The organism is Flavobacterium psychrotrophum (assembly GCF_003403075.1).
Lineage (GTDB): Bacteria > Bacteroidota > Bacteroidia > Flavobacteriales > Flavobacteriaceae > Flavobacterium > Flavobacterium psychrotrophum.
In genome coordinates this window covers 1,736,734-1,763,627 of record NZ_CP031557.1, presented here as the reverse complement: position 1 = coordinate 1,763,627, position 26,894 = coordinate 1,736,734, and the positions used below count along the sequence as shown (strand labels likewise).

At 42.5% G+C, this 26,894-nt stretch carries 13 protein-coding genes; 4 read left to right on the top strand and 9 right to left on the bottom strand.

Annotated elements, in window-relative coordinates:
- Positions 1 to 37: 37 nt before the first annotated feature.
- Positions 38 to 670 (bottom strand): hydrolase, encoded by a 633-nt coding sequence (locus DYH63_RS07640; protein WP_116788243.1) that lies wholly within the window; start codon positions 668 to 670, stop codon positions 38 to 40.
- Positions 671 to 942: 272 nt separating this feature from the next.
- Here DYH63_RS07640 and DYH63_RS07635 point away from each other — a divergent pair, with 272 nt between their 5' ends.
- Both DYH63_RS07635 and DYH63_RS07630 read left to right on the top strand, forming a co-directional pair.
- Complete coding sequence (locus DYH63_RS07635; protein WP_116788242.1) at positions 943 to 1,332, top strand: hypothetical protein; 390 nt, start codon at positions 943 to 945, stop codon at positions 1,330 to 1,332.
- 190 nt (positions 1,333 to 1,522) lie between these two features.
- Entirely contained in the window at positions 1,523 to 2,614 is a 1,092-nt protein-coding gene (locus DYH63_RS07630) for a fatty acid desaturase family protein (RefSeq protein ID WP_116788241.1), read from the top strand.
- A gap of 68 nt (positions 2,615 to 2,682) precedes the next feature.
- Here DYH63_RS07630 and mgrA read toward each other — a convergent pair whose 3' ends face one another.
- The 8 genes from mgrA to DYH63_RS07590 form a co-directional block, all read right to left on the bottom strand.
- Complete coding sequence (gene mgrA, locus DYH63_RS07625) at positions 2,683 to 3,672, bottom strand: L-glyceraldehyde 3-phosphate reductase (protein WP_116788240.1); 990 nt, start codon at positions 3,670 to 3,672, stop codon at positions 2,683 to 2,685.
- Between the two features lie 80 nt (positions 3,673 to 3,752).
- The gene (locus DYH63_RS07620; RefSeq protein WP_116788239.1) at positions 3,753 to 4,655 is read right to left on the bottom strand and encodes a leucine-rich repeat domain-containing protein; all 903 of its coding nucleotides are present in this window, start codon (positions 4,653 to 4,655) and stop codon (positions 3,753 to 3,755) included.
- A gap of 10 nt (positions 4,656 to 4,665) precedes the next feature.
- Positions 4,666 to 4,851 carry a hypothetical protein gene (locus DYH63_RS07615; RefSeq protein WP_116788238.1) on the bottom strand — a complete coding sequence of 62 codons (186 nt, stop codon included), beginning with the start codon at positions 4,849 to 4,851 and terminating at the stop codon, positions 4,666 to 4,668.
- Between the two features lie 64 nt (positions 4,852 to 4,915).
- The gene (locus DYH63_RS07610) at positions 4,916 to 13,048 is read right to left on the bottom strand and encodes a LamG-like jellyroll fold domain-containing protein (protein ID WP_116788237.1); all 8,133 of its coding nucleotides are present in this window, start codon (positions 13,046 to 13,048) and stop codon (positions 4,916 to 4,918) included.
- 419 nt (positions 13,049 to 13,467) lie between these two features.
- A complete protein-coding gene (locus DYH63_RS07605) occupies positions 13,468 to 15,423 on the bottom strand; it encodes a cytochrome-c peroxidase (RefSeq protein WP_116788236.1) in 1,956 nt (651 codons plus the stop codon).
- A 5-nt stretch (positions 15,424 to 15,428) separates the two neighbouring features.
- Positions 15,429 to 17,222, bottom strand: coding sequence for a cytochrome-c peroxidase (locus DYH63_RS07600; protein WP_240409076.1), 1,794 nt, complete (start codon positions 17,220 to 17,222; stop codon positions 15,429 to 15,431).
- A gap of 291 nt (positions 17,223 to 17,513) precedes the next feature.
- A complete protein-coding gene (locus tag DYH63_RS07595; protein WP_116788234.1) occupies positions 17,514 to 19,739 on the bottom strand; it encodes an NADP-dependent isocitrate dehydrogenase in 2,226 nt (741 codons plus the stop codon).
- Positions 19,740 to 20,135: 396 nt separating this feature from the next.
- On the bottom strand, positions 20,136 to 22,688 hold the full coding sequence (locus tag DYH63_RS07590; protein ID WP_116788233.1) for an ATP-dependent Clp protease ATP-binding subunit: 2,553 nt from the start codon (positions 22,686 to 22,688) through the stop codon (positions 20,136 to 20,138).
- Between the two features lie 266 nt (positions 22,689 to 22,954).
- Between DYH63_RS07590 and gyrA the strand changes: the two genes are divergently transcribed.
- Complete coding sequence (gene gyrA, locus DYH63_RS07585) at positions 22,955 to 25,546, top strand: DNA gyrase subunit A (protein ID WP_116788232.1); 2,592 nt, start codon at positions 22,955 to 22,957, stop codon at positions 25,544 to 25,546.
- Between the two features lie 15 nt (positions 25,547 to 25,561).
- Positions 25,562 to 26,860, top strand: coding sequence for a tetratricopeptide repeat protein (locus tag DYH63_RS07580; protein ID WP_116788231.1), 1,299 nt, complete (start codon positions 25,562 to 25,564; stop codon positions 26,858 to 26,860).
- The last annotated feature ends 34 nt before the right edge of the window (positions 26,861 to 26,894 follow it).

Here is a 26,894-nt window from a genome sequence, read left to right as displayed (position 1 = left end):
TTGAATTGTGGGGAAGGGTACAGGCAAATGTTTGTTATTAATGTTTCAGCATGATGTGAGAATACTGAATGCCCAGGCCATAGCTGCCACCATATTTCTTCATCAGGTCGGTTACGGCTACATAGGTTTCCTGGCGTGCCCAGTCTCTTTGCAGTTCTAAAAGGTATTGTACCGATGTGATAGGTTTTACACCTTCGTGCACCATGCGCTGTATGGCACGCTCATGGGCTTCGTTGCTTACATCGCCACAGGCATCTGTAATTACATATACCTCATAACCTTCGGTAAGGGCAGAAAGGGCAGGGCCTACAATGCATACACCTGTCCACAGGCCGGCAAGTACCAGTTTTTGCTTACCTGTACCGGTAATGGCTTTGTAAGCGGCTTCGTCTTCCCAGGTGTTCATGCTGGTACGGTCAAGATAACCTGATGTAGCCTGCGGGTAAAATTCTTCGATTTCAGGAAACACGGGTCCAGAGAAGCTTTCTTCGGCTACTGTGGTAACAATGGTAGGTACATCAAAAATTTTTGATGCCCCGGCAACGATCGCTACGTTTGTGCGCAGTTCTGTAATTGAGATGCTTTTTGTTGCAAAGGCCATTTGGCCTTCAAAGTCGATCAATACCAGTGCGTGGTTGTCTGGTGCCAATAAGTTTGGAGATGGTTTCATAAATACTATTATTTTTATTTTGTATCTACATAAGCCAATACAATGCCTTTTGTTTATTATGTTGATGTTAAGCGTATTGCGTTTTTAATGTTTGAAATAATTTACGATATATCGTAAATTTATATTTGTATAGCGCGGGATTTACGATAATGGAGAATGACTCGTAGTGTATCCAGACCTTTTTAGGATAAAATTGGGAGCAGCTAAAAATTTTTATTTCGAAATTAGATTAGCTCTTACAGGCTGATACCCGAAGAACTAATTGTAAGAAAATGGAAATACAAAATCCTATAACCTGGTTGTTTATCCTTGCCCTGCCCATAGCGTGTGTGGCATGGACGGTTACACACGAAGAAGTATTTCGCGAACCGCGTGAGTATTGCATCAAGAACAGTAAATTTTCTAAGACAATACTAAGGCGCAAATTCTTTTACCTTTTTACCTGCGAGTATTGCTTTAGCCATTATGTTACGGTATTTTTTATAGCACTTACAAACTACCAACTTTTATTACCGGACTGGCGGGGCTATATCATTGGCGGGTTTGCCCTTGTATTTGTAGCAAACGCGTACATGAGCCTGTTTGCGTTATTGCGCCAGGCGATTAAAAAAGAGAAAACAGAAATTGAAGTTTTGCAAAAAGAGGTGGAAAAGGATGTATAATACTACAATGACTGAATTATTTATAGTATTTTGTTAATTATTTTACGGCTTTAAAACTTTCGGCGCATATTTTGCGTTAATATTGCAGACTGCAGCAAAGCCAGGCCTTAAACACTAAGGTTATCCCGATAAGAACTTACCTTCTCATTTGCATTTTACCTTCGCTCTAAAAATTGCAGCCCTTCTATTTATGAGTACCAGGTTAAAGTTTAATAATACCACAAAGTCGCAATTTATGGCAACTACCCGTGCAAGGGTAGACCAGTATTTTAAAGACGAAGGAATATCTCCTAACGCTAATGGGCTTATGTGGGGTAAAACAGCTATCTTCCTAGGTGGTTTTTTCGCCTTGTACGGACTTGTTATTTCAGGATTGTTTAGCCCGTGGGCAATGTTGCCACTTGTTATATTGCTGGGAATGTTTAAAGCCTTTGTGGGGTTTAATATATGCCACGATGCCATACATGGATCTTTTTCATCAAAAAACTACATCAATACAATTTTTAGTTATGTATTTCATCTCTTGGGTGCAAGCCCTTATGTATGGACCATAACCCATAATGCTGTACATCATACCTATACTAATATACCGGGACATGACGAGGATATCGACGTAGCACCGGGACTAATCCGCATATCTGAAGAAGATCCTGTAAACAGCATACAAAGATACCAGCACTGGTACGCATTTCCGCTGTACAGCCTTGCCTCGCTATCATGGGCATTCCGTAAAGATTATAAAAAATTCTTTCAGGATAAAGTAGGGCAGGTAAGCGTTAAACACCCTAAAATAGAATATTTTAACCTGTTCTTTTATAAGGCAGTATATTACTTTCTATTTATTATGTTGCCACTTTTAGTACTCGACATAACCGGGTGGCAATTTGTTGCCGGTTTCCTTATTATGCACATGGCACAGGGGTTAACTATGGGCTTGGTGTTTCAGCTGGCACACGTGGTAGAGGGGACTGACTATCCTGTGCCGAATGATAACGGTAATATAGAAGAAGCCTGGGCAGAGCACCAGATGCGTACCACGGCTAATTTTGCATCAGACTGTAAGTTTTCGGCTTTTTTTCTTGGTGGGCTTAACCGCCAGATAGAGCATCATTTGTTTCCAAAAGTTTGCCATATCCATTATGCTAAAATTGGTGAAATTGTAAAACTAACAGCGCATGAGTTTGATATACCTTACATACAGAGCAGGACGTTTTTATGTGCAATGAAATCGCACATCCGTGTACTGAAAAAGTTTGGTTACGAAGCGCGAATGTCAGCATAGTACAGCATATATAAATACAGAAGCCCCGGCAATAGTGCCGGGGCTTCTGTATTTATAACAAGTATAGGTTATTTAAGGATATCATTAATAGCCTTTAATTCGCTATCGCTAAATGTAATGTTATTAAGACTTTGAATAGAATCAAGTACCTGGGCAGGTTTACTTGCGCCAATAAGTACCGATGTTACCCTGTCATCTTTTAACAGCCAGGACAGTGCCATATGTGCCAGCTTTTGGCCGCGTTGTTGCGCAATGCTGTTAAGCTGTTTAATTTTTTCAATTCGTTCTTCGGTAATGTGGCTTTCATTAAGGAAAACGCCGCTTGTGGCAATTCGTGAATCTTGCGGTATGCCGTTGAGGTATTTGTCCGTCAGCAATCCCTGCGCAAGTGGGGAGAAGGGGATACAGCCTACGCCATTAGTACCCAGTACATTTAATAACCCGTTTTCAGGATCGCGTACAAACATACTGTATTTGGGCTGGTGTATCAGGCAGGGTGTGCCCAGTTCTTTTAAAATTGCAATGGCTTTCTGAGCCTGCTCTGCATTGTAATTAGAAATACCGGCATATAAGGCTTTACCCTGGCGTACGATGAGGTCGAGTACTGCCATGGTTTCTTCCAGCGGAGTATCAGGGTCCGAACGGTGGTGGTAAAAAATATCCACATAATCAAGCTTCATGCGCTTTAGGCTCTGGTCAAGGCTTGATACCAGGTATTTTTTGCTGCCCCAGTCGCCATAAGGGCCGTCCCACATGGTATAGCCTGCTTTGCTGCTTATGATAAGCTCATCGCGATAGCCTGCAAAATCAGTATGCAATATCTTCCCGAATACTTCTTCTGCAGATCCCGGTGGTGGCCCATAGTTATTGGCAAGGTCAAAGTGTGTAATGCCGTTGTCAAAAGCCGTGTGCAGTATGTTGCGGCTGTTCTCAAAATCGTTTACAAATCCAAAGTTGTGCCATAGCCCCAGCGAAAGCGCAGGTAGTTTTAGCCCACTGTTTCCACAGCGGCGGTATTGCATTGTACTGTATCTTGAAGATGATGGTGTGTAACTCATAATAAAGGTTTTGGTACGGCTAATGTACAATAGCTTTTAATGACACAGTTACCCTGTCGGCCGTTTTTTTGTAAATCGGCCTAAAAGTAAATTTTGCAATCCGGCAGTACTTTTTTAAGGCGCTGCTTTTCGGCTGGTGTCAATGGGTTGCCATTTATCATAAGTGTTTTTAAATTAGCTAACTGCCCAATGTTTTCAGGCAGTGTAGTTAGCTTATTATTAGAAAGCGACAGCAACTCTAACTGTGCCAGTTTTGTAATGCCATTAGGCAGTTGCGCCAGTTCGTTATTATTTATAATAAGCGATTTTAATTTAGTAAGTGCGCTTATCTCTTCAGGAAAACCACGCAGGTAGTTAAACTCCAGGTTTAGTTCTTCAAGGTTTTTAAGCTGTGTCCACATACCATCAAATTCATTAAACTGGTTATGCCCCAGGTGCAGTTGCTTAAGGTTGCTGAGGTTTGAAATTTCTTTGGGTAAAAAGCTAAGCTGATTACTGTCAAGTTGTAGTACTTCAAGTGTTTTGCAATTGCCAATTTCGGCAGGCAGGGCCGTGATGCTGTTATAAGACAGGTGCAAAAATTGCAGCTGCTTTAATTTACTAAGTGTTTTGGGTAGTAGGGTAAGCCCGTTGTCTGACGCGTCCAGGCGTATCAGCTTTTTGAGGTTGCCAATATCTTCCGGCAGGTATTTAATGTTGTTTAGCTTAAGGTTTAATACTTCAAGTTTTTTAAGGGAAAGTATGGCCGGTTCTACCGTTTCGAGGTTATTACCCATAAGGTTAAGAAACGTTAGTTCCTGTAGCTTTTCTAAATCCTGTGGTGCATGAAACAAACCTTTATCCCTAAAGTTTAGCTGTGTGGCATTATCTTTATTAGTCAGTGCTTCAGGCACACTCTGATAAACCATCGCTTTAATAGGGCTGGGGTTTTGCGCATAAACAAATATTGATGCTAACAATGCAATGGCTGTATATTTAAACATAGGTATTATATTATGGTTCTAAAACAGGATCGACAGGTTTAGTGTCTGTTACTTTATAAGCGGGCTTCCGCCTGATCTTTATATGGTAATGCTCTTTTTCAGATTTTTTTTTAAGCAGCGGAATATCGGCCATGAGTGTCATGGCAACGCTCCATAGTACAAGAAATACCATTAATGGCAGTATGCTTTTTTTCATAATTTCAGGATTAAAAAAAATAAATAAGGGAGCCGTATTACCGGCTCCCCTAAATAAATTTAAATTATTGCTTTACTTTCATCAGCTTATAGCTGCCTGTGTTATTACCCACGTGTAGTTTGATAATAAACACCTGCTCGCCTGCATAAGCAGAAAGGTCAAGTTCAATTTTCTGGCTTCCGCCAATGGTAGAAAGGTTGTTCCTTTCGGTAACTTTTCTTCCCACAAGGTCAAATACCTCAACAGAAACTTTTTCGCCTGCTATCGCCTGGTTAAGTTCTATAGTTACCTTACCACTTGTAGGGTTAGGGTATAGTGCCACCATGCCTTTAACAGGGTTATCTGTACCTGCCGTTTCTTCAACCAGTATGTACTCCGCTTTAGTTACTGCTTCGCTGCTTCCTGCTTCATTAGATGTTACAAGGGTAACATCATACTCGCCAGCATTGTTGTAAGTAACTACCGGGTGCTCTTCTGTAGACGTAGCCGGAGTACCACCTTCAAACGTCCACTGCCATGCAGTAGGGTTGTGTGTACTAAGGTCAGTAAAGGTTACTGATTGTCCTTCTGTAACGGTAACATCGTCTGCAACGAAATCAGCTACAGGAGCCTGAAGGCCAAGGAACTGGTCTAGTGAGAATACTACCGTAGCAGAAGCGTTAAAATTAACTTCATTACGTGCAGCATCAGTTTGCGATACATTGTTTCCGTTAGGGTGCTGTACCGAGAAGAAACCGTACTTATAATCTGGCGTAAAGGTTAAACCTGTTGGCTCAGAACCTGCCGGCATAGAGCCAAACAGTAACACATTAGGATTATCCTGTTTGTGGTCTGGCCTTATTACCCAAATGTACATTTTACCACCATCCTGGCATACCCAAAGGTTACCTTTATCATCAAATACAAGGTTGTCATTACCATCTGCCCACGGCTCTTCTACAATGCCGTTTGCCGTTTGTATAGGGTACGACCTGCCACCTGCAAATACTTCAAATTCAGAAACGGTATTACCATTATCTTTAAAGCGATAAATACGGTTTTTACCTTTAGATGTAAAGTAAACCATACCGTTAAAAGGATTGATCTCACAGTCTTCAACACCGTTAAAGTTAGTACCGCCCAGTGCAGCAGCATTTATATTCAGGTTATTCCTGTCTGCCTGCGTAGTGTTAGGTACTTCAACCCATGTAGCTGTAGATGAACTTGCCTCATCAGAAGAAAGAGCAAGGTCCAGCTTAAGTACATATACTTTACCAGAGTAAAGGTTATTAGGTACAGTAGGTACAAATTTGTACATACAATGTGTACCACCATCTTCACCATAGTAAGCAGCAGCACCATCTGGTGTTACCACCACGTTCTCGTGATTCATACGGCCCATAGCCCACAGTTTTTCCTGTTTGCCATTACCATATTCTTTTACTAAGCCTGTTGCAGGGTCTATTTCTACAAGCCAGCCCACATCCTGGTAACCGTCGCCGTTAACGTCGCCGGCATCTGTAGCTTCTTCAGAAGTAACTACAGTACCCCAAGGTGTAGTACCACCAGAACAGTTCCTGTTTGTAGTAACAAGGTCGTTGTTATAGAAATCTACCGGTTTAGATGTGTCTACACCCCATAACAGGTTATCTGTATTAAGATGTATGTTAAGCATTGAAACTCCACCCGGGTTGTTTTCATGGTTAACCGAAAGATGTCCTACTTCGCTACTGCCATCAATAGGCACATAAGCAGTGTAATCATGGTTACCCGGTACATTACCACCACCTACAGTATAAGCTTCACCTTCTTTAAATATCATCTGGAAACGGTGTTCCTCAGCTATGATAAGTTTAGTGGTTTGTCCGGTAGGGTTAATAGATGTAAAGCAACCAATGTGTGGCGCATCACACTCTAAAGCAAGATCCTGTGCATTTTTAATGTACATATCAAACTTAAGGTCTGAGCTCGATGCATCGCGGTTGTGTACTTCTACAGACACGCGGTTAAGGCCATCCTGGAAGATTGTTTTAGGCAGTAGCTCTGTGTAATACCTGTTTTCATCTGCACCATCTACAGTAGTAGAAGAGTTAGTAAGATATGTTACACCTGTTTCAGGCAGGTTTTGCCTGAAGGCTTCTACACCATTTACATATACAATAGCACCATCATCGCGCTTAAGGCCAAACTCTACAAAGTCTGATACGTTAGCAAGGTCTACATTAATATTTCTGTAGAAATATGATGTTATGTATTTTCTTGATGAATCTGCACCATAGCTTATTACGGTGTTTACAGGATCACCATATCCTAGCGGCGCTTTTCCTGAAAGCCATCCCGGAGCATAGTCTGTTACACCCCATGCCACAGCATCAAGGCTGGTACCGTTATCAAGGTAATGCCACTCGCTGTCTTTAGATAGCGGGTAGTTAGCAGCCTCAAGTGCAGGAGGTAATGCCCTTACCGTCATGTCAAAGCTAAGGTCTGAACTGTTTGCAGCTCCCTGGTGAAGTTCTACCGCAATTACGTTTTCACCGTCCTGTAGCATATTAGCCGTAATGGTTTCTACATATGTAGTTTCATCTGCACCACCTATCTGAGAAGACGCATACGTGTTGTATGTAATATCTCCTTCAGGCATATTGTTACGGAATGCTTCTACACCGTTTACATAAACTACCACACCGTCATCCCTAAGTACGTCGAATAGTAGCGAGCCGTACTGGGCAGCATTTTCTACGTTAAAGGTATGCCTTAGGTACGTAGTAGGGTATTTGTTGTTAGCATCTGTACCATAGCTAAGTAGTGTGCTCTGGTTGTTGTCGCCATAACCAAGGATACCGTTACCAAACGTCCATGTAGTATCGTCAAAGTCATTGGTTTTCCAGTTTGTGCCAAGGTCTGTACCAAGGTCATTGTATTTCCAAAGGCTTTGTGCGGCTATCGGGAAGCTGCCTACAGGGTAGGTAGTATCTGTAAGCCATGCAAGATAAACCGGCTGGTCGTTAAACGTTATTGAACCAAAGCTAACAATGTTGTTTTGCTTAGTACCTGTAGCAATTACAGTATAAGTACCCTGAGGGTCGCCCTGTATCAGGTAATATTCGTTAGCAAGAACGTTAACATCGTTAAGGTTGCTGAATATTTTAGTAAGGTCAGCCTTTGGCGCACCGTTCTCTACATACAGCGATTCAAATTTCCAACGGCTGTTAAGGTATTTCCTGTCAGCGTTGTCAGTATTTGGTAAAGTAAGTATTTCTGTACCTGCTTCTTTACCTATAACCACGTTCTGGTCGTTAGATGCAATAATGTCTGTAAGGTACATACCGTTGCGGTTGTCATTTTTCACGCTCCAGTTAGCACCCACGTTACCGCGATACGCTGTTTCTACATCTCTTACAGGATCTGTAGCAGGAATGATAGATGCGTTGTTATACGGTACTTCTACCGCTACCGATCCGGTGTTTATAAGATACCCACTATCTTCCTGGTTAAAGGTATAGTTGTATGCAAGGTTAGTTACACCTTGTGGCATAGTCAGGTACATATCCCTGCGGATATCAGCTTCAGATTTAGCCACTGTCCAGATACGGAACTCATCAATATCACTATTGGTCTGTCCGTTGTTGGCAACGTTTCTACCAAAGGCAAGATTGTTTGCACACGGCTGGAAAGTACCTGTTACCGGTGTAGATCCGGCAAGCTCACCGTTTACATACAGTTTAAATTCACCGTTTGGTGTAAAAGTTACGGCTACGTGGTTCCATTCGCCATGGCTCCATACGCGTGAAGAGTTAAGCGAATTCCATCCGCCACCTGCACCTTTACCGGTAATGGTTTGTAGTGTCTGGTTACCCAAAAACTCCATTTCCCAACCCCAGTTACCGTTAGTAAGGCTCGTAAAGCCTACAAGCTTAGTGTTAGGCCCGGCAGTAGCGTTAAGGCGTGCCCAAAGCTCTATGGTAAACGATTGTGCAAGAGCATTGTTTACACCTTCTTTAGGTACATATACCTCATGGTTTCCGGCAAGGTGCAGTGCACCGCCCTGTTCTGATATTACAGCGCCCACATCAGTAGTAAAGGCAAGGTAATAGTTACCCATGGCAAGGTTAATGTTGCCAAAGTTTACAAGCAGTCCTTCAGAAGCTGCAGTAGCTACCACTTCGTAGTTGCTTGTAGGGTCGCCTTTAATAAGCATGTAGTTTTCTACAGTAGCATTAGTTTGCGCAGGGTTTGCTAATACTCCTTCAAGGCTTACCTGAAGGTTAGCAGCAGTAATGCCCTGTGCGTTTACATGCCATCCTCCGGCTACATAAGATGTTTCTTCTTCTGTGCCCAGTGGTAGTATGTTACTGTTGTTGTTACGGCTTATTACCACGTTTTGGGTAAAGCTTGTAATGGCTGTAGTAAGGTATAAACCGTTAGTGGTTTCGTTAGTAACACTCCAGTTACCCGCCATTTTATCAGGGAAAGCAGCATTAATTTCGGCAACCGGGCTGGTGGCGTCAATAATCTGTGCGCTTGTGTAGGCTATGGCAGCTGTGTTAGTACCATGGTTTACAAGAGTACCGTTGTTTTCCTGGTCAAAAGTAAAGTTGTACACAAGGTTATTGTCCTCTGCATTAATAATGGCATGCATCTGGTCTTTAATTTCCTGTTGTGTCTTTGCTTTGTTCCACACACGGAACTCATCCATTACAGATGTGGTCTGGCTGTTGTAGTTAATACTCCTGCCTATGGCAAAGTTCCAGTTTGTGTTAGGTGCAAAATCGCTGTATGCTGCGGTAGCTTTAAGCTCGCCGTTTACATAAAGTTTTATGTTTTGCCCCGGTATAGCGGTTACTGCAACGTGGTTCCATTCACCTACCCTAAGGCTGGCGCCAGAGTTAATGCTGTTCCAGCTGCTTGTACCTGTACCAAATGTAGCGGATACCGAATTGTTATCTGGCATCTCTATAGTAAGGCCGGTAGTATTATTGTTTACCCTGCCGTGGTTAGACACAAGTGGCGTGTTGCCGCCCGGGTCTGCCGTAAGGTTAACCCATGTTTCTATAGTAAAGGCATTATCAAGCGTAGCATTCATATCTGCATACGGAATCTGAACCTGGTGGCCACCCGCAAGAGAAAGGGCACCGCCACGGCCTGCTGTAAATTCGCCTGCGCTCCATGCTACAAAATATTTTCCTTCTGCAAGGTTAGCATTGTAGAATGTAGCATTTTGTCCGTCAAAATTACCTTCGGCAACAGTTGTAAATTCTGTTTCAGAATCTTGTTTGATAAGGTAAAAATGTCCTGCATTAGCACTAATGGTGCTAAAGTTTGCAATAGCTTGGGTAAGGTTGATGCGCACTGTTGCAAACGGACTGTTTACAGGGTCTATGAACCATCCGCCGGTTGCGTAGGTCATGCCCTCATGGCCCGGAACTGCTGCTGTAGCATCTGCATTGTGTTTACCTATAATAACGTTACTGCTGTAGTTTGTTATAGCATCCGGCAGGCTAAGGCCTCCGTTGTTTATAGCGTTGTTACGGCTCCATTTACCGGTAACTACATCACGATATCCTGTTTCTATAACACTTACCGGAGATGTAGCCGGGGCAAGTAGTGCACCGCTTATTGCTATATCCTGGTTAGATGAACCAAGGTCGTCAATTGTAGTTACTCCTTCTTCCTCGCTGTTAAAAGTATAGTAATGTGCAAGGTCTGCCTCAGTACCTGTTAGGGTATAGTGCATGCGTTGTGCAATTTCTTCCTGCGTAAGGGCTTTTTTCCAGATACGAAGTTCGTCAAGGTCGCCGTTTACACCACCAGAATAGGCAGGGCTTTTACCAAGACCAAGTCCCCATGTATTACCTACATACTGGCCAAAGTTACCTTCAGCAATTAGTACGCCGTTTACATAATACTTCATGGTACCGTTTTTAGTAGCAGATAACGCTACGTGGTTCCATTCGCCAATGTTCCAGGCAGCACCCTGCTCAGAAATGGTGTTCCAGCCCGATGTGTTGTTACCTACAACAACATTAAGCTTGTTACTGTCAGGAAACTCAAATGATATACCTGTACTGTTATTGTTTACACGGCCGTTGCTGGCAAGTAATTTATAGTTAGTACCCGGGTCTGCATTAAGCTTACCCCAAAATTCTATGGTAAAGTTATTAGCAAGCGACTCATTTACCGCTGCACCAGGTATTGCCATGTTAGAAGCGCCGCTCATTTTAAGTACGCCACCACGTGTAGATTCGATCTCAGCATCGTTCATGATCTCTTCGTCAGAAATGATCCTGCCGTATAGCCTGAAGTTATCAAGAGCACCAATGAACTTTTTGTTCTGGAAGTTATTACCTATCTTAACATCTGCTGTAGATGCGGCAGAAGATATAACATTAGCCCAGGACTGGATAAGGAAGCCGTTAAAGTAAAGCGACAGTTTTCTCCTTACGTTATCATATTTCCATACAATGTGGCTCCATGCGTTAGGCAGCACGCTGTAATTGCTGGTATATACCGTACCCGTTGCATGGTTTGTAAAGGTAAGCTTACCTGTAGCATCCATACCAAGGCTCATTCCGCTTCCGGCAACGCCGTTAGATAAGAACGTAGCGCCGTTTGCAGGCAGCTGGCTTGGGTTTACCCACATTACAAGGCTAAATGGCCTGTCGTGGAAGTTTAGTGCGTTTACAGCTGCAGTATGTACATCTGTAGCTGCTGTAAATTGTGCTGCACCGTTTGCAACACCATCACGGTCTGCTGCATAAGCAACGCCTGTAGTAGTAAATGCGTGGTTAAAGCCTGAAGCATCGGTAAGTGCGTTATCAAGCCCAAGCGATAGTTTTAGTGCATCACTGTTTTGGCTGGTAAGCATATCCTCGTGAATGATCTCTTCAAAATACGGCTGCCCGTTAAGGCCTACATACTGAACTTTCATCCTGCGGTCGTTTTCCTCACCAAAAACACTTACTTTAAGATACGTTTGCTTAACACCTGTAAGAATGTAATCGCTGCCGTAGTTAATGTTAAAGTTGCCGTTACCGGTACCTACATCTGAATTAAGGTTTCCTGAAAGCACGTCATAAAGCGGATACTTGGTATCGCCTTCGCGGATCATGAATTTTTGTTCATGGATGTCTGCACTAAGCGAAATAACACCGTTGATGTTGTTTTGCTGGATGTACTGGATGATTTCATTACCCTGTGCAGTGTTACAAAAGTTCCTGCCACCACAGTTACGCTCAAAAGACGGCGTACCGTTAATAAGCACTTTAAAGGTAGCGGTAGAGTTTAATAGTCCCTGTTTTAACCATGCAAGCTGGTCAGGGCCCAGGTGCTGCTGTGTACCATCGCGGTAGCTGCGGTTGTCTAATAAAAAGTACTCTACGTCTTTATAAACGTAAGAAGAGAAGAGTCCTTGTCCCTCTGGAGTGTCCTTGTACTCCGGGTTTGGCCACCAGTCTTTAAAGATGTCGCGCATCTCGCCCAGGGTTGGCATGGTTTTGTTAAACTCATTTGGCCCCGTGTCGTGGTTGTCTGTAATGGCCAGTTGCGGCATAGCCGAAATTAGCTGGTCATGGTACTTCCTGTAAAACAGGTAGCGGTCAAAGGCCATGTCTTTGTTAGCCCAGTCGTCTACACCATCCGGGCACTGGCCCATGGCGTGCTGAAGGCCAAGAAGGTAAACGGCGTCGCCCAGCCACACCATCATGTCGCTGTCTTCCTGTGCCATTACATTAAAGATACCCGGATCGCCATTAATGTGTGTGGCAGATTCAGGAATGTCGATACAGCGGGTCAGGTCATAAATCCTGGCACATCCGCCCGAAAGGAAAGAGAAATCGCCAAGCGTGCTCTGGCCATTGGCAATACTGGCTGTCCTTGCAGAAGCCGTGCCGTTAACCAGTACGTTAGCCGTGTAAGTAGCCCCCGGCGTAAGGCCGGTGTACTCAAAGGAACGAAGGCTGTACCCCAGGCGGTCATCCTGGTTGTGTACTGTTCCTGTAAGGGGAGTTGCGGGCGCATTGCTGCCCGTGAGCGAGATACTCAGCGCGTTGCCCGAGCCGGTACCGTTTTTTGTGAGTACCCATACCCGAACCTTGTTGTTGTAAACAGGACTCAGCATAGGGCCGTGCACAATGGAATCGCCGGGTATGCTTTGGGCTTGTGCCCCAAACGACATACACAGCGAAACCACAAATCCAAAGAATAGTAGCTTCTTTTTCATCAGTTGTGTGTGTTTAAAAAAATTAATTAGTTTTGAAACGCCAAAAGTAGTAGGGTGTGGTAGGGTAGTACCTTTAGAAATACTTATGTTTGTTTTAAGTAAAAGTAAAGTGGTGTTACAAAAAAATGTAAGATATTGCCTATTTGTATGAATTTTTTAAGGGCTATATATACCTGTTTTAAGAAGTGCTAAATGGTTTTACTAACTTGTTGTAAGCTTTCTTTCTGATTTAACAGTAATCGATGAATATAATGCAATCATTTTCCTAAACTTATTGATTTAACATCTACAAAACATTAATTGCTTTCTTAAGTGTGGGTTAAAACCGACTTAACAATTATGCAGAGAAAGATGGTTAAAAAAATCCCTTTCGAGCCAAGTGGCTCAAAAGGGATTTTTGAGGTAGTTTACGAATCAAATTATTTGTAAGGGCTATCTGTAAGCGATGCTATGAATGCTATTATTGCAGCTATCTCTTTTTTTGTAAGCCCCAATGCATCGGGGGCAAGGGTTTGGTTAGGTACTTCATAAGCATAACCTACCCCGGCTGCACCACCGGTATTGTAAAAATCGAGTACTTCTTCTAAAGTGTTATAACCACCGTTATGAAAGTAAGGTGCTGTAAGTTTTGCATTTCGCACCGTTACCGTTTTAAAAGATGAACGGTAAATTTCTTCCTTGTCTTCGGGTATTTTACTTGCCATTCGGCCCGGGTCTGTATCTATAACACGGTCTGTGGCATTTGTAAAAACGCCCAGTACTTCACTTTCGTTTTCCTGGTAGAGTGGTGGTACAAGCCCGCTAAACATAGGCGCATAGTGGCAGGTGGCGCAGGCTGCCTTACCTGTAAATAGGTTGAACCCTTCCCGAACCTGCGGAGAGAGTGTTTTTGTTTTGCCCTGTACAAATTTATCGAACTCACTATTAAAGGAGCGTAACGAGATTATATAAGATGATAACGCTGCTGAAAACTGGTGCCTTGATATGTTTTTGACCTTGAATAAATCGGTAAACAGTTTTTTATAGGCAGGATTAGTATTTAGTTTTTGCTCTATACTTTCAAAACTGGTATTAAATTCAAGATGGTTTGCAATAACGTGTTCTGCTTGTTCTTCAAGATCGGTTGCGCGCAGGTCATAAAAATACCGGTCTGAAAAAACGGCATTTATTAGGGTGGGAGAGTTCCTTAAAACCCTTTTGCCATCTACACTGGCCATAGATGTTTTTTGCCCATCGGTAAAGGCAAGCTCAGGCTTGTGGCAACTGGCACAGCTCATAGCGCCATTTTGGCTTAGTGATACATCATAAAATAGTTTTTTGCCCAATTGCCTAAGGCTATCGCTGTCTTTTTCTTTCGTTAAAAGGCTGTAGTAATATGGATTTAAGAAGTTGCCAGAGAAAATATTAGTACTCTCAGCATTCCACGAAGGTATATTTACCCAACGTTCGGCGGTAGATGGTAACTTCAGGGTTTGCTGTATCTCACCAAGCAATTTATAAATTGGGTTAATATAGTTGGTAAGAAAAGTAAGGCGGTCAAAACCATTAAAATTATTGTTCTTTTTAAGGTAAGCCTTTGCATTGCTAAAAAGAATTTTAAGCTGCTTTGCCTGATCCTGTGGTGCTTTTTGTACCAACGGATTTATGATGCTTTCTATACCCTGAAGTGCGGCTATGGCTTCCGGTAATGCATTTAGAGAACCGGGCGTATCAAACCCCGTTACCCCCATACTAAAGATGCGGATTACTTCAAGACGGGCGGCTTCAATAATTTCAAAATCATAAAAATAATTACGCTGGTTTACAGCAATTATTATAGCGGGTACAGCATCCACCAGTTTTTGGGTTAATTGCTGTATCTCCTTTTTGGCATCTGCCGTTTCATCTGCCGAAATTAATTCATCAAGCGTTTGTAAACCAACAGGATCTATTACATGCTGGTCGCCACGGTAATGCTCTGTATCGAGCTGGTCTAACGGAATGTTTTTACTGTATTCCTGTGGTGTTACCACATAATAGGTGTTATTCTTATATTCTTCTTTAACCGGATAAGGATCTAAATGCTTTAATGGCGCACCATTTAAGTATGCCTTACAATGTTTTGGGTAATAATATTCCAGTACGGTTTCTATGGCCTTATAAGCATAGCGCGTTTTTGTAAGTTGCTGGCGCAACTGTGGCAGTGTGGCTTTACCGTTTGTATAAGCTGTGGCAACTGTGTTGAGGTTTTCTGCTTCAGTACTAAAGTTCTTTATCCCGGATGTAATTATAGGTTTAAAATCGTCCAGGTAATAATCGCTGGATGTAGTATGAAAACTTGGCGCTAAAAACAATAATACCATTGCCAGTAGCGGAAATGCAAATTTAAGGTTCATCTCGGTTATTGTTTTGCCGCTGAGGTATCGGTAAGCGATTTAATAAAAGCAATCAGGTCGTTTTGTTCACTTAAGGTAAGGTTAAGCGCATCGGGAGCAAGTGTTTGGTTTTTTATATTAAGACCAAGGCCGCCACCGCCACCTTTGTTATAAAAATCAACTACCTCTTCGAGCGTGCTGTATGCACCATTATGAAAATAGGGTGCAGTGAGTGCTACATTGCGCACGGTTGTGGTCTTAAACGATTTTTCGTAAATCCAGGCCTGCTCTGCAACTATACGGTTTGTGTACCTGCCCATGTCGTTATCTGCTTTTGGGCTTTTGGCTTTTGGGTCTTCTAAAATCCCCAGTATTTCGCTTTCGTTTTCACTGTATAATGGCGGAACCAATCCTGAAAAAGTAGGTGTAAAATGGCAGGTAGCACAGGCCGCCTTACCCATAAAAAGGTTAAAACCGTTTTTTACATTTTGCGGAATATCGGCTATTTCACCGCGAATGTATTTATCAAAATCGCTGTTAAACGACTGCAATGAAAGTACGTAAGATGCCAGCGCCTTCGACATGTTTTCGCGGTTTACGGCATTGCTGCCAAACACCTTTTTAAACTGAGAAGTATAGCTGTTATTATTTTGCAGTTTTTTAATAAGCGCGCTATAAGCGGTATTAAACTCATCGCGGTTAAAGATAACGTGCTCTGCCTGCTGCTCCAGAGTAAAGGCGCGCAGGTCGTAGAAATAACGGTCTGCATAGGCCGCATTAAGCAGGGTGGGAGAGTTTCTTAAAACAGTTTTGCCCTGTATGTTGCTGGCAGATTTTGGCAACCCATCGGTAAATGCTTTTTCAGGATTGTGGCACGAAGCACAGCTAAACTGTCCGTCGTTGCTTAAAACCGGGTCGTAGAATAACTTTTTACCCAAAGCGCGAAGCTGAGGACTGTCTTCTTCTTTTTTTAAAGCTGAAAAGTAATAGGGATTTAGAAAGTCAGCCGAAAAAATTGAGGTGCTTTTTGTATTCCAGGCACTGGTATTATTTAAAAATTCCGGCGACGTAGTATCAAGCTTACCGAGTTTTGCATAGAGCACATCAATATACTGTTTTATAAAGGCCAGCCTGTCAAACGTATCAAATGACCTGCTGGTTTGTAACTGGTTTATTGCGCCGTTAAAGAGCGAAACAATATCATTATCTGTAAAGTTTTGGCTGAAATAATTTTTCATGCCTTCCAGTGCGGCAGCTGTTTCGGGTAATGCATTTAAAGACCCCGGTGTATCAAACCCTGTTATACCCAGGCTGGTAATACGTACAAGCTCCATACGCATGGCGGTAATTCCGTAACCGGAAGCGCGCTTGTTTGTGTTTATGCCGGTTAGCAGCATGGCATAGTTAGTAGTAAGCCTTTTGGCAAGTGCAGCAATTTCATGTTTATGCTCTGCAGGATTGTCAGAAAACACCATTTCATCTAAGACCTGTAACCCTTCCGGCTCTATTACCTTGGGTTGTGTGCCTTCTTTTTCTATCTGCATCAGCGGAGCCCCGTTAAGGTGTTCTTTATAGTATTCAGGATAATGAAAAGCCAGGTAAAACTCTACTTTTTTGAACGCCAGTCGTGTAATGGCTAACTGCTTTTTAACTTCGGCAGCGGTTGTTTTTCCATAAGAAAAATCATTTGCAACCTTATCAAGCGTTACAATGTCTTTATCAAGGTTGGCAGTATATTGTTTTATAACTTCAGGTAAAGTATATTCAGGATCGTTAGAAAAAGAGGCCAGAAAAAAGGCTGAAGATAATAGGGTAGTCATTAATATCCCTTTAAAAAAAAGGGTTTTGTAGTGTCGATTTTTCATCCCGCAAACTTAAAAATCTATGATGCAGGCTTTCATTAAGGCGGGGTTAAGAAATAGTGAATTAACCCTTTTGAGTTTGACTCTGTTGTTTTTTTATAACGTTTCACTAAGGTTTTGTTTTATTTGGCATATTTGCATTTGCCTTCCTTTACTAGTAAGCTCTTACAAACAAAAAGCCATCCCGGTTAAAGGATGGCTTTCGTATTTAAGTTTAACGGGATATCTGTTAGGCTCCCGCTAAATATATTACTTAAGTTTAGCAAGTATCGCGTTAAGCGTTTCGCTTGGCCTCATGGCAGCATCAGTCTTAGCATAGTTAGGGTGATAGTAACCGTCTATTTCCTGAGCTTTGCCTTGTGCAGCAATAAGTTCAGCATCAATTTTAGCTTCATTTTCAGTAAGTTCAGCAGCTATTGGTGCAAACAATGCTTTTAATTCAGCATCTTTATCCTGTGCGGCAAGAGCCTGTGCCCAGTATAGTGCAAGGTAGAAGTGAGAACCACGGTTATCGATCTGGCCTACACGGCGTGCGGGTGACTTATCATTTTCAAGGAACTTTTCGTTCGCCTGGTCTAACGTTTCGCTAAGCACAAGTGCTTTACTGTTGTTTTGAGTTTGTCCGAGGTGCTCTAAAGATACACCAAGAGCAAGGAACTCGCCCAGTGAATCCCAACGCAGGTAACCCTCTTCAACAAACTGCTGAACGTGCTTAGGTGCAGAACCACCGGCGCCGGTTTCAAACAGTCCGCCACCATTCATAAGAGGCACTATAGAAAGCATTTTAGCCGATGTACCCAGTTCCAGGATAGGGAAAAGGTCTGTAAGGTAGTCACGTAGTACGTTACCGGTTACAGATATAGTGTCTTTGCCGTCTTTTATCCTCTCAAGAGAGAATTTTGTAGCAGCAATAGGGTCAAGTATTTGTATGTCAAGACCGTCAGTATCGTGATCCTGAAGGTATTTTTCAACTTTTGCAATAAGCTGTACATCGTGGCCACGGTTTTCATCCAGCCAGAAAACAGCCGGTGTATCGCTAAGCCTTGCACGGTTTACAGCAAGTTTAACCCAGTCCTGTATAGGGGCATCTTTAGTCTGGCACATCCTGAAGATGTCGCCGGCCTCAACAGCCTGCTCCATATAAACTGTACCGTTGTTGTTATCAACAACTTTAACCACACCATTAGCGGTTAGCTGGAATGTTTTATCATGAGATCCGTACTCTTCCGCTTTTTGAGCCATAAGGCCTACGTTTGGTACGCTGCCCATTGTTGCAGGGTTAAATGCACCGTGAACTTTACAAAAGTCGATAGTAGCAGTATAAATGCCGCTGTAACTCCTGTCCGGTATGATGGCTTTAGTATCCTGCTGCTTACCGTCTATATTCCACATCTGGCCGCTTGTACGAATCATTGCAGGCATAGAAGCATCTACAATAACGTCGCTTGGCACGTGCAGGTTAGTAATACCGTTGTCAGAATTAACGTAGGCAAGGGCTGGGGCAGTAGTATAAACCGCTTCTATAGCAGCCTTAACTTCGGCTTCCTGAGGTGTACCTGCTATTTTAGCATATACATCACCAAGGCCGTTACGGGTGTCAACACCCAATTGCTTAAACAATTCAGCATATTTTTCGAATACTTCGGCGTAGAAAACCTCTACAATAGCACCAAAAATAATAGGGTCAGACACCTTCATCATGGTAGCCTTAAGGTGAACTGAGAACAGTACGCCCTGAGCTTTTGCATCAACAATTTCTTTGGCAATAAATGCCTTAAGCTTGTTAAGGTTAAGCGCAGAACTGTCAATTATCTCGCCTACTTTAAGCGGGGTAGATGCTTTAAGAACGGTAACAGTACCGTCTTGTGCAGTAAATTCTATTTTAACGTCAGTAGCTTCGTTTACAGTAACCGATTTTTCGCTACCGTAAAAGTCGCCTTCGCTCATGCTGGCAACATGGGTTTTGCTGTCTGCACTCCAGGCACCCATAGAGTGTGGATGTGCTTTAGCATAATTTTTAACCGCTTTAGGTGCACGACGGTCTGAGTTACCTTCGCGAAGCACCGGGTTTACAGCAGAACCTAATACTTTAGAGTATTTAGCCTTAGCTGTTTTTTCTTCTTCTGTTTTAGCATCTTCCGGGAAATCAGGAATGTTGTAGCCCTGAGCCTGAAGTTCTTTAATAGCTGCTTTTAGCTGTGGTACAGAAGCAGAGATGTTAGGAAGCTTGATTATGTTAGCCTCAGGCGTGTTAGCAAGTTCACCAAGTTCGGTAAGTGCATCGCCTATTTTTTGGTCTTCAGTAAGATTTTCAGGAAAGTTAGCCAGTATCCTTCCGGCAAGCGATATATCCCTGGTTTCAACTGCTATCCCGGCAGGGGCAGCAAAAGCCTGCACGATAGGCAGGAAAGAGTGGGTGGCCAGCATTGGGGCCTCATCAGTTATCGTGTAATAGATTTTTGATGTATCGGACATGTTCTGTTTGTTTTAACCCGTTCGGCTAAAAGAAACCGAATAGGCTGATTATTAATTTGTTATTTTTAGTTTGTTTCGGCCTTTATATCTGGCTTAATGTGCTTATTTCACACTAAGCCGAATATAGAAAAGAAGGCTTGCAAATATAGGAAAACTCATTCTAAATAAGGGGCTTCAAATTCGTAAAAAATCGATGTAGAATTTTTGTTTGTTAAACTTTTAAGCACAATTATTTGAGAAAACTGAGGTCGGTTTTTTTTTCGATTACATAAGAAGCAGGGCAAAATAAAAAATACTTGTAATTTATTAAGCATTATAGCCGTAGGTCATGATCATAAAAAAATCCCCACCGGTAAAAACCAATGGGGATATCTTTATAAATAAACCTTTTAAAATTTAGCTTGCAGGATTTTCAGCTTTCTTGATGGTAACGGCAAGTTCAGTACCGTTTTCTTCAAGATCCATAAAGATCTCGTCGCCACTGGAAATTTTAGAAGTAATGATCTCTTCTGCAAGAACATCTTCTACATATTTCTGGATAGCACGTTTAAGCGGCCTTGCACCATACTGCTTATCAAAACCTTTCTCGGCAATAAAGTCCTGTGCTTTTTCGCTCAGGGCAATGTTGTATCCAAGGTCTTTAATACGGGTATAAAGCTTTTCAAGCTCGATAAGGATGATTTTATCAATATCTGTTTTTTCAAGTGCGTTAAACACTATGATATCGTCTATCCTGTTGATGAACTCCGGCGCAAATGTTTTTTTAAGCGCAGCTTCAATAACACCTTTTGTATGATCGTCTGCCTGAGATTTTTTAGCAGATGTACCAAAACCTACACCCTGGCCAAAGTCTTTTAACTGACGGGCACCTACGTTAGAGGTCATTATAATGATAGTGTTCTTAAAGTCGATCTTACGGCCAAGGCTATCTGTTAAGAAACCGTCATCCAGTACCTGAAGCATCATGTTAAATACATCAGGGTGGGCTTTTTCAATCTCATCAAGAAGTACTACTGCATAAGGTTTCCTTCTTACTTTCTCGGTAAGCTGTCCGCCTTCTTCATAACCTACGTATCCCGGAGGCGCACCCACAAGGCGCGATATGGCAAATTTTTCCATATACTCGCTCATGTCGATACGGATAAGGGCATCTTCGCTGTCAAAAAGTTCTTTTGCAATAACTTTAGCAAGCTGTGTTTTACCCACACCCGTTTGCCCAAGGAAGATGAACGAACCAATCGGTTTGTTCGGGTCTTTTAGGCCGGCACGGTTACGCTGTATTGACTTGGCAATTTTTTGCACTGCTTCATCCTGGCCAATAACCTTACCTTTAATAAGTTCAGGCAGCCTGGCAAGTTTGTTGCTTTCTGTCTGGGCAATACGGTTTACCGGTATACCGGTCATCATGCTTACCACATCAGCAACATTGTCTTCGGTAACGGTAACGCGGTTGTTTTTAGAATCTTCTTCCCACTGCTCCTGGGCTATGGCAAGTTCTTTTTCAATACGTTTTTCGTCATCACGAAGCCTTGCAGCCTCTTCATATTTTTGTTTTTTAACCACGCTGTTCTTAAGCTCACGCACTTCTTCAAGCTGGCGCTCAAGGTCAAGTATCTGCTTAGGAACATCAATATTTGTTATGTGTACGCGGCTTCCAGCTTCGTCAAGGGCATCAATAGCCTTGTCCGGTAAAAAGCGTTCACTCATATAACGGTCTGTAAGTTTCACACAGGCCTCAATAGCTTCCTGGGTATAAATTACATTGTGGTGGTCTTCATACTTGTTTTTGATGTTGTTTAGTATGGTAATGGTTTCAGGAACCGAAGTAGGTTCAACAATTACCTTCTGGAAACGCCTCTCAAGCGCGCCGTCTTTCTCAATATACTGGCGGTACTCATCAAGGGTAGTGGCACCAATACATTGAATTTCGCCCCTTGCTAATGCCGGTTTGAACATGTTGCTGGCATCCAGCGAACCTGTTGCACCACCCGCACCTACAATGGTATGTATCTCATCTATAAACAGGATGATGTCGTCGTTCTTTTCAAGCTCGTTCATTACGGCTTTCATACGCTCTTCAAACTGTCCGCGGTATTTAGTACCGGCCACAAGGCTGGCAAGATCCAGGGTAACTACGCGCTTATTGAATAAGATGCGCGATACTTTTTTCTGGATAATGCGCAGTGCAAGGCCTTCGGCAATGGCTGATTTACCCACACCCGGCTCACCTATAAGGAGCGGGTTGTTTTTTTTGCGTCGGCTAAGTATTTGCGATACACGTTCTATTTCTTTTTCACGGCCCACTACAGGGTCTAATTTGCCTTCTTCGGCAAGTTCTGTAAGGTCGCGGCCAAAGTTATCAAGAACCGGGGTTTTTGATTTTTTGTTGGCTTTATTGCCCGATGCAGGATTGTTAAAGCTGCTTTCGCCCCTCAAACTGTCATCCTGTCCGGGATCGTCGTTGTAGGATTCCGCTTTTGGCAGATTTTCCATAAAGTCTTCCTCGTTTGATGTCATGCTGATAAATTGTTCTTTAACTGTTTCGTAATCAATTTTTAGTTTGTTGAGCAGTTTTGTGGTAGGGTCGTTCTCATTACGCAGTATGCACAGCAGTAAATGCGCTGTACTGATACTTGTACTCTGGAAAACCTTAGCTTCCAGAAACGTGGTGCGCAGTGCCCTTTCGGCCTGGCGTGTTAAATGAAGGTTTTTCTTTTCATTATTACGTTCGGCGGTAGGGTTTGCGGGGCTTAGTATCTCTACTTTGCGGCGCAGGTGCTCTAAATCTACCGATATGCTGTTAAGTATAGAAATGGCCTTGCCGTTCCCATCCCTTAAAATGCCCAACATCAGGTGTTCTGTACCAATAAAGTCATGGCCTAAACGCAGGGCTTCTTCCTTGCTGTATGTTATAACGTCCTTGACCCTTGGTGAAAAATTATCGTCCATAAAATATGCCCTTTCTTTACTACTTGTAAATGTAACTATTTCCTCAGGAAATTGCAAAAACTATACCTAAAATAAAAGTACTGTCAGGCTAAGAGACGAAAAATAGTCAGAAAATAAAAATCTTTTAGTAATACTTTATTAACTATATGCAAACGTATTTCTGTTGATAAATGGATTAAAAATCTTAACATAATGTGATAAAACCATATTTTTTTTCTGTATATTGGCACGTTTTATAATAACTATAAATTTTAATATAACTACTTATGGCAGAAGGAGAAAAGTTAATTCCCATTAATATAGAAGACCAGATGAAGAGTGCTTACATTGACTATTCAATGTCAGTAATCGTGTCGAGGGCGCTTCCTGATGTGAGGGATGGCTTGAAACCCGTGCATAGAAGGGTACTATACGGAATGTATGAACTGGGTGTACTTAGTAACAGGGCTCACAAAAAATCTGCAAGGATTGTGGGTGAGGTACTGGGTAAGTTTCACCCGCATGGCGATTCATCTGTATATGATGCAATGGTGCGTATGGCACAGGAGTGGAGCCTGCGTTACTTATTAGTAGACGGGCAGGGTAACTTTGGATCTGTAGACGGCGACAGCCCCGCAGCAATGCGATATACCGAGGCAAGGCTTAGAAAAATATCTGAGGATATTATGAGCGATCTTGACAAGGAAACAGTAGACTTTCAGTTAAACTTTGACGATACCCTGCAGGAGCCTACGGTAATGCCTACGCGCGTACCTAACCTGCTTATAAACGGTGCCAGCGGTATAGCCGTGGGTATGGCTACTAATATGCCACCCCACAACCTTAGCGAGGTTATAGACGGTACACTTGCTTACATTGATAATAATGAGATAGAGATAGACGAGCTTATGCACCATATTAAAGCCCCCGATTTTCCTACGGGCGGTATAATATATGGGTATGAGGGCGTGCGCGAAGCCTTTAAAACAGGCCGTGGCCGTGTAGTAATGCGTGCCAAGACCAACTTTGAAGAGATAGACGGGCGCGAGTGTATTATTGTTACCGAGATTCCTTATCAGGTTAACAAAGCCGAGATGATCAAGAAAACGGCTGACATGGTTAACGAAAAAAGGATTGAGGGCATAGCAAACATTCGTGATGAGTCTGACCGTAACGGTATGCGTATCGTATATATATTAAAGAGGGAGGCAGTGCCAAATGTGGTGCTTAATACCCTGTTTAAATTTACGCAGCTGCAATCGTCATTCAGCGTTAATAACATTGCCCTTGTAGACGGCAGGCCACACCTGCTTAACCTTAAAGAAATGATCCACTATTTTGTGGAACACAGGCATGATGTTGTAGTGCGCCGTACCAAGTACGAACTTCGCAAAGCCGAAGAAAGGGCACACATATTAGAGGGTCTTATTATAGCATCTGATAATATAGACGAGGTTATTGCCATTATCCGCGGATCTAAGGATGGTGAAGAAGCCCGTGCAAAATTGATTGAACGCTTTAACCTGAGCGAAATACAGGCACGTGCTATTGTAGAGATGCGCCTTCGCCAGCTTACCGGCCTGGAGCAGGATAAGCTTCGTGCAGAATACAGCGAGATCATGAAATTAATAGGCGAGTTAAAAGCACTCCTTGAAAGTAAGGAGCTTAGGATGCAGCTTATTAAAGAAGAGCTTGCAGAAGTGAAAGATAAATATGGCGACGAGCGCCGTAGTCAGATAGAATATGCAGGTGGCGATGTAAGCATCGAAGACCTTATTGCCGATGAAAATGTGGTTATTACCATATCTCACGCGGGTTACATTAAGCGTACGCCACTTAGCGAATATAAAACACAAAACAGGGGAGGTGTAGGACAGAAAGGTGTGGCTACCCGCGACCAGGACTTCCTGGAGCACCTGTTTGTGGCTACTAACCACAACTATATGCTGTTCTTTACCCAAAAGGGTAAATGTTTCTGGATGCGTGTTTACGAAATTCCGGAAGGTAGTAAAACAAGTAAAGGCCGTGCGATACAAAACCTTATTAATATAGAAAATGATGATAAGGTAAAAGCATTCATTTGTACACAGGATCTTAAAAACCAGGATTACATAAACAGCCACTACGTTATTATGGCTACAAAACAGGGTATAGTTAAAAAGACCCTGCTTGAGCAATATTCACGTCCGCGACTTAACGGTATTGCAGCCATTACCATCCGTGAGGATGATGAACTGCTTGAAGCTAAACTTACCACAGGCGAAAGCCAGGTACTTATAGCGGTTAAGAGTGGTAAGCTGGTGCGTTTTGAAGAAGGTAAGACAAGACCGATGGGACGTAGCGCCTCTGGTGTTCGCGGTATTACCCTTGCCGATGATAAGGACGAAGTAATTGGCATGGTATCTGTAAATGATATGAACAGTGAAATACTTGTAGTATCAGAAAAAGGATATGGCAAGCGTTCAAGCCTTGAAGATTACCGCATTACAAACCGTGGTGGTAAGGGTGTAAAAACACTGGGCATTACAGATAAAACCGGCGCGTTGGTATCTATAAACAGTGTTACTGATGCCGATGACCTTATGATCATCAACAAATCTGGCCTTACCATACGCATGGCCGTAAGCGACCTTAGGGTAATGGGCCGTGCTACACAGGGGGTACGCCTTATTAATATTAAAGGTAATGACTCTATTGCTGCTGTAACTAAAGTAATGCGTGAGGAAGATGCGGTTGATGAAGCTGTACTTGAAGCATTAGACGGTGCTGATGAAAATGGTGTAAACGGCATTATAGTACCGGAAGGTACCGAGGCCGAAGACCTTGACATTACCCCGGAAGATTTTACAGGAGAAGACGAGGAAACAAGTGAAGAATAAATAATAAAAAAGATTATGAAAATTCAATATGTTGTAGCGGCATCGCTGTTACTATCTGTAAGTGCTTTTGCCCAAAAGGACGAACTAAAGGCACTTAAAAAACTGGATGCACTTGAAACGCCTCCAACAGCAGCACAAATACAGGAATACAATACATTGTTTTCTGCATTTGAATCAAAAATAGGCAGTGCTAACGATGAGCAAAAAAGAGATTTTTACTACTATCGTGGTACTTACTTTCTTTTTGTTGATGCAGCATTAAATCCGGCGAATGCCGTATCTGACATTGATAAGGGTATGGCGGATGTTAACAAGGTTCTGGAAATTGAAAAAACTACCGGTAAGAAGAAATATACTGATGAACTTCAGAAGGAGTCTTTACCTAAATTAAAGTCCGACATATTGCTAATGGCTCAGCAGCTTGCTGATAAAAAAATGTATAAGGAAACAGCCATGGCATTTGCCCTTGCTTACAAGGTAGATCCTAATGAGCCTATAAATTTATATAATGCTGCTGCGATGTCTTTAAATGCACAGGATTATGATAAGGCATTAGAATATTACCTTGAACTGGACAAAATTAAATTTACAGGCGAAGCAACTATTTATGTAGCTACAAACAAAGCCAGTGGACAGGAAGAAGGTTTTAGAGATAAAGAAAGCAGGGATGCTGCCGTAAAACAAGGTATTGTTTACGAAAAACCAAGGGAGATAAAGCAGCCATCTGTAAGGCCGGATATAGTAAAAAATATTGCACTTATATATAACAGTAAGGGTGAAAACGAAAAGGCAAGGCAGTTTTTTGCTAATGCCCGTAAAGAAAACCCAGATGATGCCAGCCTTATTATAGAAGAAGCTAACCTTGCCTACAAAGCAGGGGATATGGCAACATACAAAAAACTGGTAGGTGAGTCACTGGCTAAAAACCCTAACGATCCTACACTTGTGTATAACCTGGGTGTACTTTCTATGGATACTGCCCCGGCAGAAGCTGAAAAGTATTTCCTGAAAGCTATAGAGCTTAAGCCGGATTATGCTGATGCACTTACTAACCTGGGTACCCTTAAACTGGCAGGTGAAAAGAAAATTGTAGATGAGATGAATAAGCTGGGTACATCTGCTAAAGATAATGCCCGTTATGAGGTGCTTAAAAAGCAACGTGAAGCGCTTTACAATAGTGCAATTCCATATCTTGAAAAAGCACATAAAATTAATCCTGATGATCAGGGGGTAATCTCTACGTTAGCAAGTATGTATCAGGCACTTGATCGCACTGCCGAATACAAAGCGATGAAAGCGAAAATAAAAAACTAAATTAATTTAGTTATACAGTAAAAATGCCACCTTT

Coding starts and splice junctions, on each gene's coding strand:
- DYH63_RS07580 (WP_116788231.1), top strand. CDS start 25,562: ATGAAAATTCAATATGTTGTAGCGGCATCGCTGTTACTATCTGTAAGT.
- mgrA (WP_116788240.1), bottom strand. CDS start 3,672: ATGAGTTACACACCATCATCTTCAAGATACAGTACAATGCAATACCGC.
- DYH63_RS07610 (WP_116788237.1), bottom strand. CDS start 13,048: ATGAAAAAGAAGCTACTATTCTTTGGATTTGTGGTTTCGCTGTGTATG.
- DYH63_RS07600 (WP_240409076.1), bottom strand. CDS start 17,222: ATGACTACCCTATTATCTTCAGCCTTTTTTCTGGCCTCTTTTTCTAAC.
- DYH63_RS07620 (WP_116788239.1), bottom strand. CDS start 4,655: ATGTTTAAATATACAGCCATTGCATTGTTAGCATCAATATTTGTTTAT.
- DYH63_RS07635 (WP_116788242.1), top strand. CDS start 943: ATGGAAATACAAAATCCTATAACCTGGTTGTTTATCCTTGCCCTGCCC.
- DYH63_RS07630 (WP_116788241.1), top strand. CDS start 1,523: ATGAGTACCAGGTTAAAGTTTAATAATACCACAAAGTCGCAATTTATG.
- DYH63_RS07640 (WP_116788243.1), bottom strand. CDS start 670: ATGAAACCATCTCCAAACTTATTGGCACCAGACAACCACGCACTGGTA.
- gyrA (WP_116788232.1), top strand. CDS start 22,955: ATGGCAGAAGGAGAAAAGTTAATTCCCATTAATATAGAAGACCAGATG.
- DYH63_RS07615 (WP_116788238.1), bottom strand. CDS start 4,851: ATGAAAAAAAGCATACTGCCATTAATGGTATTTCTTGTACTATGGAGC.
- DYH63_RS07605 (WP_116788236.1), bottom strand. CDS start 15,423: ATGAACCTTAAATTTGCATTTCCGCTACTGGCAATGGTATTATTGTTT.
- DYH63_RS07590 (WP_116788233.1), bottom strand. CDS start 22,688: ATGGACGATAATTTTTCACCAAGGGTCAAGGACGTTATAACATACAGC.
- DYH63_RS07595 (WP_116788234.1), bottom strand. CDS start 19,739: ATGTCCGATACATCAAAAATCTATTACACGATAACTGATGAGGCCCCA.